Source organism: Pseudoalteromonas sp. B131b, assembly GCF_037162545.1.
Taxonomy (GTDB): Bacteria; Pseudomonadota; Gammaproteobacteria; order Enterobacterales; family Alteromonadaceae; genus Pseudoalteromonas; species Pseudoalteromonas fuliginea.
This window is the reverse complement of the sequence record NZ_JARLUZ010000001.1, coordinates 2,160,364-2,173,549: the sequence shown is the minus strand read 5'-3', so window position 1 is coordinate 2,173,549 and position 13,186 is coordinate 2,160,364. Positions and strand designations below refer to the sequence as shown.

The following is a 13,186-nucleotide window of genomic DNA, read 5'->3' as shown; positions in this document are numbered from 1 at the left end:
AATACCTCCGTTAATAAATTACTCGTCTGCAAACCAACAAATGTTTCGTGCAGCCATAATTAGTTCACCCGCTTTTTCAGATGAAAGTTCTGTAATATCAACTAATTCGTCAATACCTTGCTCTGCCAAGTCTTCAAGTGTAACAACACCCTTGCTTGCCATAACAAATGCTAAGTGACGCTCTAAGCCTTCAAGCGCAAGTAAGTCTTCAGCAGGCTCTGCGCCTTCTAAGCTTTCTTCCGTTTTAAGTGCTTTAGTTGTTAATGCATCTTTTGCACGTGAGCGCAGCAGATCAACTGTTTCTTCGTCTAAGCCATCAATTTCTAAAAATTCAGATGCTGGTACGTACGCTACTTCTTCAAGTGTCGAGAAACCTTCATTTATAAGTAATGAGGCAAACTCATCATCAATTTCTAAATTTTCAGTGAATAAGTTAAGCAACTTATCTGATTCAGCTTCATTTTTAGTACGCATGTCTTCAACAGTCATTACGTTTAGTTCCCAACCTGTTAGTTGGCTTGCTAAACGAACATTTTGACCATTACGACCAATCGCTTGCGCTAGGTTATCTGCATCAACTGCAATATCCATTGAGTGAGTGTCTTCATCCATTACGATTGAAGCAACTTCTGCAGGTGACATTGCATTAATAACAAACTGCGCTGGATTATCGTCATAAAGAACGATATCAACACGCTCGCCGCCAAGTTCTGACGATACAGCCTGAACACGTGCGCCACGCATACCAACACATGCACCAATTGGGTCAATGCGTTTGTCGTTAGATTTAACTGCAATTTTAGCGCGAGAACCTGGATCACGCGCAGCTGCACGTAACTCAATCATTTCTTCGCCAATTTCTGGCACCTCAATGCGGAATAGCTCCATAAGCATTTCAGGCTTAGAACGCGTTACAAATAATTGTGCGCCGCGAGCTTCAGGCTTAACTTCGTATAAAAGACCACGGATACGGTCACCCGGGCGGAAGTTTTCACGTGGAAGCATATCATCACGGTAGATAACAGCTTCAGCGTTATTGCCTAAATCAAGAACGATAGAATCACGTGTTGCTTTTTTAACAACACCGGTTACTAACTCACCAACTTGATCTTTGTATGCATCGACTACTAAAGCACGCTCAGCTTCACGTACTTTTTGTACGATTACTTGCTTAGCCATTTGTGTAGTTATACGGTCAAATTTAATTGAATCTATTTGCTCTTCAACGTAATCGCCCATCTGCAAATCAGGTTCTTCAACCTGCGCAGCTTCTAACGTAATTTCGCTGTATGGGTTCTCTAAAGAACCATCTTCTAATACTGCTGCAATCTGCCAACGACGGAACGTATCGTAATCGCCGGTCTTACGGTCAATTGCTACACGTACTTCAATTTCGCCATCATGCTTTTTCTTTGTCGCTGTCGCTAATGCGAACTCTAAAGCTTCAAAAATCTTTTCTTTTGGAACCGCTTTCTCATTGGAAACGGCTTCAGCAACCAATAATATCTCTTTTGCCATGGGTAATGCCTCGCTTGCCCTATTCCTTCGCACTCGAATTTAAAACTTAGCGATTAAATTCGCACGTTCGATGTTACTAAGCATGATTAGATGCTCTGCACCATCACTAGATAGTGTGATCATATCGCTGCTAACTGCTACTAAGTCGCCCTTAAAATTACGGCGACCATCCTGTGGAAGTTTAGTACGCACGCGTACTTCCTCTCCTTGCGCCTGCTCGTAATGATCTTGTTTGAATAATAGACGATCAACACCAGGAGACGATACTTCCAAATCATATTCATTTGTAATTGGGTCTTCGACGTCTAAAATCGCACTAATTTGGCGACTTGCATCCGCACAGTTATCAACTGAGATCCCATCCTCATGAGCAATATACACTCTTAAGGTAGAATGGCGACCCGCTTGTACAAACTCAAGACCATGTAATTCAAAGCCTAACATTTCTACCGCTGGCGATAACATGGTTACTAAATCTTGTTCAAGTTTTGTCACGAAAATCCTCCATACAAACAAAAAAAGGGCTTATAGCCCTAAAATACTGAGTTTAAGTTTTGATTTGATGACAAAAGCCATAAATCGAAAGGTGCAGATACAACAACGCCCCGAACCAAGCGGGGCGTCACACCAATAAAGCATAAAACTGTGTGGCCGAGGGCCGAGCTTGGTTGCGAGTCAGTAACTGACCAAATTAAACTACATTAGCCTAAACGCAAAACGCGCATTACTTAGAATGCGCGATATAAATTAATAAGCTTACACTTATTAGTAGAATTGGTTGCGGGAGCCGGATTTGAACCGACGACCTTCGGGTTATGAGCCCGACGAGCTACCAGACTGCTCCATCCCGCGCCAATAGATATTAAACCTTAATTTAATATCGCTGTTAGCGGTTATACAACACACTAAACAATGGCGGCTATTATAAGGATGTGCGGGATAATTAGCAACCATAATAACTAATAAGTTTATAAAATTTGCAATTCGTCAAGTTGTTAATTTAATGTATTACAAATTAACATTTGTTGTAATAACCTTTAGGGCCTCATTATCTTGTGAGCCTAAATTTAAAGCACCCGTTTAGCTTCTACGCAAGGCTGTGTCGATCATGTGTGGTTATTCCTCACAAATAAGCGATAGCACAGCATAAATGCCAAACATACGCTGTCCTTAGATAAAACAGATTTAATCCTCAAAGATCAACAACCCCAATCGTGGCATTGAAGTAAATATTAAACAGCCATCCCAATGAATAGATAATCAATCTCATTAACAAAAACAAAATAAATAAAATCAGTAACTTATTAATTAAACCCTCTATTTAAGCCAATAAACCCGTGCGGTTTCAACTTCTCTAGCTATAATAAAAGCAACGAAAGCAATAACAATCACAATCACACTTAATGCAAAGAGGCATTTAATGAACACAAACCAATCAGTATTATTAAAAAGCCTACAGATTGTTAAGCCGAATTTCCATGCTTTTACAGCACGCTTTCATCGTAAATTAGCAGAATCAGGTATTGTAATGAATTACCCAACTGCAAATCAATTCAACGAAAAAAGTTATACGTTTTACTGCGTGCTAGAGCGCATAATTAAACATTTAGATAATCCATCTTCTGTCACTCCTTTTTTAACACATTATTTAGAACACCTAAATAAACGTAATATTCAGCAAACTGATATTAAAATATTGTGTGATATTTTTTACGCTACTTTAGAAGCTCATCTTGGTCAGCATTTTTGCTTACAAAGCCAAACCGCATGGCAAGAACTTCTAACCTTTTTTGAAAACTGCACTAACAGTTCACTTTTCAATATAAGTAACGTTATTTCACTTCAACAACGAATAAGCAAAACAAAAAATAATACCAATTAGAACCTGTATTTATTGCTCATTCTTTTATAACAAATGCGCTTATATATAAGTAGGTATTGAAATACATATAAGCTAAGCATAACAACACTCAAGTTTATAATGAGCCGGTTAAGCTTCATTAAGTAGTAAAAAACAGCCCCTTATAAAACCAGCAAAGCTCAATACCTTTTTAGAATTAGCTCATCGAGCATTAAAAACACCAGCTATTGTAAAACTCCACGCATAATTAAGCGGTACTACAACACCTTTAAAAGATCGTTTTACGACACTTTGGCGTACTAAACATATTTGGTTCTAAGTATGAAACACTATAAAACACTCAGGCTTATTTTGGGCGACCAACTAAACCCATCGCATTCTTGGTTTAAACAAAAAGATAATGAGACCCTTTATATTATTGCTGAACTTGCACAAGAAACTCATTATGTTAAACACCATATCCAAAAATTATGTGCTTTTTTCCATGCTATGGAAAACTTTGCTTCAGCGTTAAGCCATGCTGGTTTTAATGTATTGCATTTAACCTTAGATGAGACTTGTAACGACAACAATTTACCCGATTTGCTTAACCGTATTGCAAAACAATACCAATGCTCGGTAATAGAGTATCAATACCCTGATGAATTTAGACTTCACTCGCAATTAGAACAATTTAAAAAAACGCATATGCTAAGTGTGAGGGCTGTGGATAGCGAACATTTTTTGTTCCCCTTTTCACAAATTAAAAAACGCTTTGTAAAAAACAAACATGTAACGATGGAGCATTTTTATCGCGATATGCGCAAGCAGTTTGATATTTTAATGGACTCCGGTAAGCCAGAGGGAGGTAAATGGAATTTTGATAGTAACAACAGAAATAAATTTTCTAAGAACGACATACACGACATCCCCTCTCCAAAGCTATTTACTAATGATGTAAAGTCAATTATACCTCGCTTAAACAAACATAAAGTCGCTTATTTTGGCAGTATAGATAATCAACTCTCTTGGCCAACAACGCGAAAGCAAGCAATTAGTAGCCTTGATTACTTTTGTGAGTATTTGCTCGTTAATTTTGGCAAATTTCAAGATGCTATGACTGACCAGAGTAACCATAATACTAGCCTTTACCATAGCCGTTTATCGTTTGCTTTAAATACAAAAATACTACACCCGCTTTATGTAATTAAACGCGTAATTGCTGAATATGAACAAAGACCCAACGAAATATCCATTTCACAAGTTGAAGGTTTTATAAGGCAAATACTGGGTTGGAGAGAATACGTACGCGCCATCTATTGGGTTAACATGCCCGACTACGCAACTAAAAATCAACTACAAGCCAATAATAAGATGCCATCCTATTTTTGGACAGGCTCTACTAAAATGAATTGTTTAAGCCACGCACTTACACAAAGTTTAGAAACCTCATACGCGCATCATATTCAGCGCTTAATGGTTATTGGAAACTTTTGTATGCTCACGGGAATTAATCCTGATGACGTAGATAATTGGTATTTAGGTGTCTATATAGATGCAATCGAGTGGGTAGAAATGCCTAATACTCGAGGAATGAGCCAATTTGCCGATGATGGCATTATTGCTACAAAACCCTACGCAGCAAGCGGAAACTATATTAATAAAATGAGCGATTACTGTAAGAGTTGCCAATACGATGTTAAACAAAAAGTGGGAGAAAAAGCATGCCCCCTTAATAGCCTGTACTGGAACTTTATGCACACCCACCGCAGTAAATTAGAAAAAAACCCGCGTATAGGCATGGTTTATAAAAACTGGGACCGACAAACCGAAGAGCAAAAAAAGCGCTGCTAAAACAAGCTGCTGCGCATTTAATTGATTTAGAAAGTTTGTGATATATAAAACAGGTGAATTTGTTAATTAAATGTTTAATTTCTCTGTCACTGTAATGTAATAGCACTATCTTTTAATAGCGTTAATTTTTAAATACAGCAATGAGATAAAAATGAAAAAAATATTAACATCGGCAATTATATTACTTACAAGTATCAACCAAGCACATGCATTTAGCCAAGAAACCCATAAGCGGATTGTTATTGACGCTGTAAGTTATATGGAGCAAAACCCACAATCAACGAAATATGCGGAGCTGTCGCAATATGCTTTACAAAATAAAATGTCAGTTTCACAGCTGGCTGAGCTACTAGGGCAAGCAGCCTATGATGTTGATGATTTTGAAGATACTTTTTTATGTGGTGCCATTACCGGCTCATGTGTCCAAGCTCCTCTTTGGGGCGCGGCTGAAAGCATTGTAAAATATACTAGCTATTGGCACTTTCAAAACCATACGCAAGGCGCGGATCAGCATGGTAATGATTTTGGCGGCTATAACTACGACAAACTCACTGTATGGGGCACCATTGATAGCTTAGCTGCGGCTTGGTTAAAAGGGGACTATTTAGATGATGGAAATGGAAGAGAAACAGGCTGGTTTAATGCTGACTCTTCAAAATATAATAGTTATGACATTACCGAAGCTCATTACCGAATTGATAGTCAATCAAACTATAGTATGTATGATGATTTTGAAAAAATCCCTTTTCAACCAATCGATAACTTAGGCCAATACTGGTTTCAAAGCTATTTAGACAGTGGTAATCCACAAGTACTGGGCTTTGTATTCCATACAACTGATTTACTTCAGCCGCATCACACATGGACAACTTCAGATTTAAATCACTCTAGCTGGGAAAGCTGGATAAAGGATTATTATGATCAAGAACAACTCAATGATCCTAGCTTAATAGGTCAAGCAATAAATACCTTTTCACCGTTAGATAAAGCCTCAACGGATGTACGTCCATTGCTAACACAGGGCGGTTCTTTTTCGTACGCTCAAGGAGGTATTGTGCTTAATTCGGAAGATCATTACGACCGTGTTGATACCGCAAAACAAGTTATCCCTCATGCTATTGCAATGGTTGTACATTTATTAAACCATGCCATGGTTGCCCGCTAATGAGGTATTTAGTCTACCTATGTGCAGTAATGTTTGGGCTGCTTTACAGCAGCCAAGCATTTACGAGTGTTGAAAAGTACACACCCGCTGAAATACAGTTGATGCATCAAATATATCAACAGCAAAATAGTGACATTGGTCTTTCGCAAACACGTTATCGTTTATACGAGAACCAATTTTTACTAAGTGAGGCACAACGCCTAATGCCCAACAAGGTAGCGCGTTTATCTGATGTAGGTTTTACCACCGATTACCATGTAGAGCGCTACCTAAATAACCTTTTTATAAATCAACTACATTTACCACCGAGCATCGAAGCTTCTAATAATGTTAAACATTTTACGACCAGCTGGCTTACGAATACATTAGGTGAATATCCTGCGAATGGACAATATTCTGAAACGCAAAAAAACACATTAAATTTAGTAAAACTTGAAAACTTTGCGTTTCCTACAATGTCTGTTTATGACTTCATTAAACCACTTTCTATGCAAATACGATTTAGATTGCATCAAGGCGATAACCAGTTATTTCATACAGAAATAGCTAAAAAGCATCAATATTTTATAAATTTAGAAAAAGCGACCAACGTATTTAAAGCAAAAGATATCAACATTGATAATTTAATAAGCATTGCTCAAGGTGACATATTGCGCCCTTCGATTCAAAGTTGGCTTGGCGTAAAAGACATGATGCATGGACAAAGCCCGATACTCGAACAATTAGAAAAACAAGTTTCTGAACAACAAATAAATCAGTATTACCAAAAGAATAAAAGTCGCTTCAAATATTTATACCAAATAACAGCCCAAGGTGCTGAATTTAAAAACAGAAATGACGCGGTTAAATTTAAAAATGAAGTGGCAAAGAGTACTTTCAAAGTTGCTTTAAAAGCGGCTAATATGAATGATATTTATAGTAAATTTAATAATAATATCAATCGAGAGCATAAAAAAGAGTGGGTAGTACAACTTGCATTTACTCAAAATGAGAATGAGCTTTCTGAAGTCATTCGTTCGCCAAAGGGATTGTGGGTTGTGGTGTTAACTAGTAACTATGAATATAGGTATTTTGCAGCAACGGGCCAAACAGTTCGCTATCAAGCGATTAAGTCTGTGGCGTTACAAAATGCTCATCAGCAATACCAGCAAAAGTGGGCTGCGTGGCACACACAAAATGAGATTAAGTTATGAAAATAAAGCTCTCGGCACTCATTATAATGTCTTTAGGCATCACCCTCATATACTACTTATCTGGCTCCACCGAGCAGAAAAAATGGCACTAGCGACTAAACAACCAACAGATGAGGGCCTTACAATAAAGCAAACAGTACACGCCGTAAAAAAATTGAAGATGTACATTTTTCAAATATTAAAAAAAGTACCTTGGATGAGCATGCTCAACAGGCAATTACCGAACCGAATTACTTACCCCCACTAAATAAAAGTAAACTAAGCAGTGTTCAATACAAGGGGGATTTAGACGACCATAAAGCCTACGAACAATTTCAACAAGAGAAGCAGCACGCACTAGAAAGTAGCTTTGTAAGTGCTGTTAATAGCAAAGTAGCAACGCTAGAAAACTTACTTGCTAAAGGGCGTAAACAAGGAATGAAGCAAGAGCAGCTTCAAGAAGCGATTGATAAAATTGCTCTGCTGAAAAAAACACAAAAGCACTTAATTAACCTGAACTCTGGTTAAGAGATTTACTAACGTATTGAATAATAGTGATATTTAAATTTATTTTCTCTAGCCAACGATTTGCAGTGAAAACAAGGCGGATTTACGCGTCAATAGCTAGCCTATTGCAAGTAAATTCAACGTAGTTAGCGCTGAAAATAGCTGCTTGAGATAGATTTATTATCCAGAGTTCTGGTTATACCAATTTGCTTATATATGGGGTCTATTTAACGTTAAGAAAATTACGCTAGAACTAGGCAAAAGTTTTTGTATCTAGTGTTCTAAATAAAAAATTTTAACGCCGTTATAGTGCAATTTAATTCGTTAAATTGATCAAAGATTTATGCAGGTTGGTATTACTTAGCCAAGATTAAGAGAACGTTCTAGATTCAAGACCATTTAAAACTCTATTGCATAAAAAAGCCGTCTCAAGCGAAACGGCTAAACAATCAGGGGAAACTAAGGTTAAACAGGGTTTATTTGTCTTCGATTAAATGGCCTTGCCCTATCTCTATTTTACGAGGTTTAAGTGCTTCCGGTATTTCACGCTGTAACTCTATGCTCAATAAGCCATTAGCTAAGTCTGCACCAAGTACTTTTACATGGTCGCCAAGCTGAAATTTACGCTCAAAGTTACGCTCCGCTATACCTTGATGAATAAACTTACGTTCATTATTCTCATCTTTATTAGCTTTAATACCGGCGACTTTCAACGTATTGTTTTCTGACTCAATGGTCAACTCGTTATCACTAAAACCAGCAACGGCCATAGTAATTCTGTATTTGTCTTTATCAAGCGCTTCAATGTTATAAGGAGGAAAACTTGGCTGCTTGTCTGTATTTGCTGCCGCATCCATAAGTGATGCTAAATGTTCGAAGCCGATAAATGAACGATAAAGTGGTGATAAATCTACTGTACGCATAATAATATCCTCATATTTAAGCGATATTTTGCATGTGCTTTTCTATTGAACAAGCTCAAGCAAAGTATAATTAATAATATAAATTTCAATTGTTTAAGTTTAATTTAGGACCCATCAGGCGTCCTACTTAACTATATATGGACGGTAAAATTGTTTTCAAGTAAATTTATTAAAAAATAAAATATAAATTTAAGCGCGCTATTAAACACGCCTAAATTTATGCATAACAACTTAAGAAAATGTTCCTCTAATAGGGTAATCATTTTCGCGTGTATATTGAATACCTGAAAGTAACTGCTGCATATCAGGGCGTGAAAACGGGCTGTTTGATTTATCTAAAACTTGCACTTGATTTTGCTCGTTTAGGACAATAATTGCAGGCTCTGCAAACGGATGATCTGTCTCAGTGTTACTTCTTGGCTCACTGATATACAAACCTAATTCAGTCATTTGCTCAAGCGTTAAATTATAATAAAGAGGAAAATTAACGTCTAGCTTTTCAAAGTGCGCTTCCAACTGAGCATGGCTATCACCACTTACAGCAACAACTTCAACACCAATATCTTTAAAATCTTGAGTCATTTTAGCCAAAGCATTTAATTGCTTCGTACACATAGGGCAATGCTGACCTCGATAAACAACTATCATTTTCCATGGAGCATCTGTTATACGCTGCGTAATATCAACCTGTTCTCGCTCTGTATTACTTACAATCAGCTCAGAGAGTTTTGATGCGGGTTTTACTGTGTTATTACTCATAATGTTCTCCTTAAGAAATGTTATAAACCATTTACCAAATAGACCTTAGGGCAGATAACTAATTTTCAAGAGGATAAATTGTAACCAAGATTGAATTATCGACTCTAATAACATCAATACATACATAATCTATTTAAATAAACTTAGCTAAACGCATTATAAAAATACCTCTGAAGCTTCGTAGCTAATTAAAAACATTTTCTGCATCGTGTAATTAATTATGCTTATGGCACGCTTTATAAAGCTTAAAATATAGCCATTAATGGTAAAGCTTAAAGGAAGGTTGGTATTAGACCCAAAGGTCGTTTTATTGGTAAGCAGATTTATTTTTGGTAACAAATTTATGACGATTTTTAATGCGCAATATGTCATTTTATTTTGTACGCTAAAATTAACGATTGAAATTTGGGTAAACTGTAACTTTATGTCAGCTTATTCGGATTAATTGGGCTACAGCTAATCAAGTGAAGTATATGCCGGCATAAAGTTACAAACAAAGCCTTATAAAGTTAGATTCCTGAAAGCACAATCGACTGGTACGGACTGCGCTATGCACCATGAGAGGACGTTGGCAATGTTAATTGCTTATTATATGCCCATCGGTATAGGCTTTAACTTAGCTGATAAATACAAAGGATGAGCAGGCTCCCCTGATTTATTTAATTTTAAATAATTTAAGTTAGGCATTAGTTCCAAAATTTGTTTAGAACGCTTTAAAAAAGAACCGTCATTACCCCATGCACAAATAACTAATTGTGCATCATTGGATAATTTTGTAAGCCAAGCGTCATTATTTGAACCAATAGGATCTTTAGCTGCTTTCATATCTCGTGGTTCGGTTGCTCTATATGCAAATAAATTAGACATGCATACACCACCGTAACCCCAAAATTTAGCAAAATTTATACAACGAATTAGTGTTGGATCATCATTATTTTCATCTGCCGTCGATGGATTTAAACCAATAAACATAACTATTGGTTTTGTTGCATCCCATGTTCTCCATAGTGCATATCTGTATTTACGGCATTCAGAAAGTTCAGCAGTATTCTTCATGTCTGGAACCTCTAAGGGTATATAACGAGGCTATAGAATAACTCCAACAGCAAAATCCAATTAAAAATCGAGTTCCTGTAATTAACGCTAAGCGCTTTTAAAGCATTAGGTAATCATCTGAAAACCATAAAACAGGCTTTTTTCTTAAAAAGAGTAATTCTACAGCCTCCATTGGCATTTAAGTGGATACGAATCCTATTTTGCTGGAAAGCACATACGCCCTACGATGAATCAACTTACTTAACCGCATTGAAAAGTAAGGGATTACCGCTGTTAAAATTTGCGGTGGAAAGTGAGCTTTAGCACTTGCTGTCCACCTCAGGGCGTGTTGTTATGTGATTGTACTCAAACCGATGCAATTGATATTTTATCGCAACCTAATTCTTTTAACATATCCATGATTATAGGAATCTTTTTATGCTCGATATTTCTATCAATCATTAAAATTACTTTCCCCTGACAATCAAATGATTCTTGGATATATTGTTTGAGATCATCAACTATTTCTTTATCAACAAACAAGCCTTCATTTTTTACTTCAATAATTAAATTATCAAATTCGTTAGCATTCATATAGTGGGTATTTAACAACAGAAAGATAAACAAAACATATTTGAACACACTAAACCTCAGAATCACATAACGAGCCTGTAGATTAACTCGTTTTTTTATTTGTTTTTATTGATAAACAAACCATAGCTGAGTTCCTATTTTGGTTCAATTGATTACTGTATTTTTCATAGAATATAAAAGCTGGTTTGGTATTGTTTTAACTGGCGTTTTGGAGGGATTTACGGGTGTTTCAGTGGCTTTATTTTAGGTTAAAAGGACTTCCCCTTCTTAATGTATCGTATTTTGCAGCTTTTCTATATTATGAACTAGGCAATACAGTTGCCATTGCGCATTCACTTTCGTTTGACCCCGTAAGGTCAATTTATTCATCCCTTTATTCACTGTGATATTACCGAACACTGGCTCTATACAGCCTAATCGCTTACTGTATTGTCGTCGACCTATGGGGCTGTCTATTTTTACTTTCATCTTATCAACATAGCTCAGCTTTTTGTGCGATTCATTATTTATAAACTGTACTTGTCGCCCCGTTTTAATGGGTGGCTTTCGCATGCATTGCTGCTGTAGCGGGCACGTTTTACAGTCTTTTAAATAACCGCAGAATCGCGTGTATTGCTGGTTGTGGCTTTTTACATTGATACCACTTCGCCACATGGCATTGCCTGCGGGGCAGCGGCGAGTTTGGGTTGCTTCATTATAATGAAAATCATCTGAGGTAAATAATCGTGGCTTGCCTTTGCTGCGTTTTAGTCGGCGCTTTTCTTGCTCCGTTTCGTATGTTTCGCTGTCTTTAAACAGCGGATTTCGTTTTCTAAACTGATTATCCGCAATGTAGGTATCGAACCCACTTTTCGCCATATATTCAAGGTTCACTTCGCTGTTAAACCCGCTGTCTGCGGTGAATTTAATGGTGTGTTTATCTGCCATTTTTTCTGTATTGAGTTTAGCGAGTTGCTGTTTTAATTGTGCAACGGCTGGCTGCAGAGTTTGTTGTTCGCCCACTGAACCCCATGCTTGAGCTTGCCGCTATTTACCCAATGCAAGTATTTGGTGTTTATCGTCATTAATCGCGATGCCGTTGTAGCCTTGAATTGTCCCTTTTGAGGTCGTCATTTTCGCGCTGTCGGGGTCGGTGATATTACTTTTAACAGGCTTGCCTTTGCTGCCTGTTTTTTCTTTGTGAGTGGCTAAGAACTCGGTGATTTTATCTGCACTTTTATCCAGCTTTTCTTTTTGTTTTAAGTCCTGAGTTATCAACTCTTTGCCCAGTCCATCTTGTGATTGGTGGCGTTCAATAATACGTTTTCTTGCACGTTCTAGTTTTGCTTTTTTACGCCCTAGCTCATCGAATGTGCCACTCCACTCTTTACTCGCATTGGACTTTAATTTACACCCATCAATGGCAAACATGTTGCGGCCTATCAAGTCTTCCTCATCACATATCATCAGCACTTGCGTAAAAAGCGGCTCAATCTGTTTATGCATTTTAGCCACAAAACCCGCTATAGATGTATAATGCGGCTGGATATCTCCCGACACACTCATAAATAAAATATTATGCTCGCAAGCCTTTGCAATCCGACGGCTACTGATAAAACCATGTGCATAGCCCAATAAAATAATCTTTAGCATTACTGAAGGCGGATACGCAGCAGCGCCCGTTTTGTCGTTGTTATACCACCCGTCAAATCCCGATAAATCGAGTTTATTTTCGACGATATAACAAAGGGCATATTCAAATGTGCCAGGCAAAATTTGCTCAGCGAAATTGATAGGAATGAATTTATTTTGACAGGATAAGTCAGGCTTGACTTATAAC

At 37.3% G+C, this 13,186-nt stretch carries 10 protein-coding genes, 1 tRNA gene and 3 pseudogenes; 6 read left to right on the top strand and 8 right to left on the bottom strand.

Annotated elements, in window-relative coordinates:
* Positions 1 to 18: 18 nt before the first annotated feature.
* The 3 genes from nusA to P4S65_RS09925 all read right to left on the bottom strand — a co-directional run bounded on the left by nusA (position 19) and on the right by P4S65_RS09925 (position 2,370).
* Positions 19 to 1,518 carry a transcription termination factor NusA gene (gene nusA / locus P4S65_RS09935; RefSeq protein WP_007378504.1) on the bottom strand — a complete coding sequence of 500 codons (1,500 nt, stop codon included), beginning with the start codon at positions 1,516 to 1,518 and terminating at the stop codon, positions 19 to 21.
* 39 nt (positions 1,519 to 1,557) lie between these two features.
* On the bottom strand, positions 1,558 to 2,013 hold the full coding sequence (gene rimP, locus P4S65_RS09930) for a ribosome maturation factor RimP (protein WP_007378505.1): 456 nt from the start codon (positions 2,011 to 2,013) through the stop codon (positions 1,558 to 1,560).
* A gap of 280 nt (positions 2,014 to 2,293) precedes the next feature.
* Positions 2,294 to 2,370: transfer RNA gene (locus tag P4S65_RS09925), tRNA-Met, on the bottom strand.
* 568 nt (positions 2,371 to 2,938) lie between these two features.
* Here P4S65_RS09925 and P4S65_RS09920 point away from each other — a divergent pair.
* The 5 genes and pseudogenes from P4S65_RS09920 (at position 2,939) to P4S65_RS09900 (ending at position 8,077) form a co-directional block, all read left to right on the top strand.
* On the top strand, positions 2,939 to 3,400 hold the full coding sequence (locus tag P4S65_RS09920) for a globin (RefSeq protein ID WP_096792729.1): 462 nt from the start codon (positions 2,939 to 2,941) through the stop codon (positions 3,398 to 3,400).
* A 300-nt stretch (positions 3,401 to 3,700) separates the two neighbouring features.
* A pseudogene (locus P4S65_RS09915) lies at positions 3,701 to 5,253 on the top strand (cryptochrome/photolyase family protein).
* Positions 5,254 to 5,363: 110 nt separating this feature from the next.
* Complete coding sequence (locus tag P4S65_RS09910) at positions 5,364 to 6,377, top strand: phospholipase (protein ID WP_337120089.1); 1,014 nt, start codon at positions 5,364 to 5,366, stop codon at positions 6,375 to 6,377.
* A 29-nt stretch (positions 6,378 to 6,406) separates the two neighbouring features.
* Entirely contained in the window at positions 6,407 to 7,570 is a 1,164-nt protein-coding gene (locus P4S65_RS09905; protein WP_337120088.1) for a peptidylprolyl isomerase, read from the top strand.
* Between the two features lie 192 nt (positions 7,571 to 7,762).
* On the top strand, positions 7,763 to 8,077 hold the full coding sequence (locus P4S65_RS09900; RefSeq protein ID WP_337120087.1) for a hypothetical protein: 315 nt from the start codon (positions 7,763 to 7,765) through the stop codon (positions 8,075 to 8,077).
* 455 nt (positions 8,078 to 8,532) lie between these two features.
* On the opposite strand, the gene P4S65_RS09895 is transcribed toward P4S65_RS09900, so the two are convergent.
* The 3 genes from P4S65_RS09895 to P4S65_RS09885 form a co-directional block, all read right to left on the bottom strand.
* Positions 8,533 to 8,979, bottom strand: coding sequence for an Hsp20 family protein (locus P4S65_RS09895; RefSeq protein ID WP_337120086.1), 447 nt, complete (start codon positions 8,977 to 8,979; stop codon positions 8,533 to 8,535).
* A gap of 231 nt (positions 8,980 to 9,210) precedes the next feature.
* The gene (locus P4S65_RS09890) at positions 9,211 to 9,738 is read right to left on the bottom strand and encodes a redoxin domain-containing protein (RefSeq protein ID WP_033028534.1); all 528 of its coding nucleotides are present in this window, start codon (positions 9,736 to 9,738) and stop codon (positions 9,211 to 9,213) included.
* A 588-nt stretch (positions 9,739 to 10,326) separates the two neighbouring features.
* Positions 10,327 to 10,794 (bottom strand): DUF1643 domain-containing protein, encoded by a 468-nt coding sequence (locus tag P4S65_RS09885; RefSeq protein ID WP_337120085.1) that lies wholly within the window; start codon positions 10,792 to 10,794, stop codon positions 10,327 to 10,329.
* Positions 10,795 to 10,965: 171 nt separating this feature from the next.
* Here P4S65_RS09885 and P4S65_RS09880 point away from each other — a divergent pair.
* Positions 10,966 to 11,097, top strand: a pseudogene (locus P4S65_RS09880) (IS110 family transposase); the annotation flags it as partial.
* A gap of 42 nt (positions 11,098 to 11,139) precedes the next feature.
* Here P4S65_RS09880 and P4S65_RS09875 read toward each other — a convergent pair.
* Together P4S65_RS09875 and P4S65_RS21905 are read right to left on the bottom strand one after the other, a co-directional pair.
* Entirely contained in the window at positions 11,140 to 11,367 is a 228-nt protein-coding gene (locus tag P4S65_RS09875; protein WP_337120084.1) for a hypothetical protein, read from the bottom strand.
* 267 nt (positions 11,368 to 11,634) lie between these two features.
* Positions 11,635 to 13,146, bottom strand: a pseudogene (locus P4S65_RS21905) (transposase).
* Positions 13,147 to 13,186 lie beyond the last annotated feature (40 nt).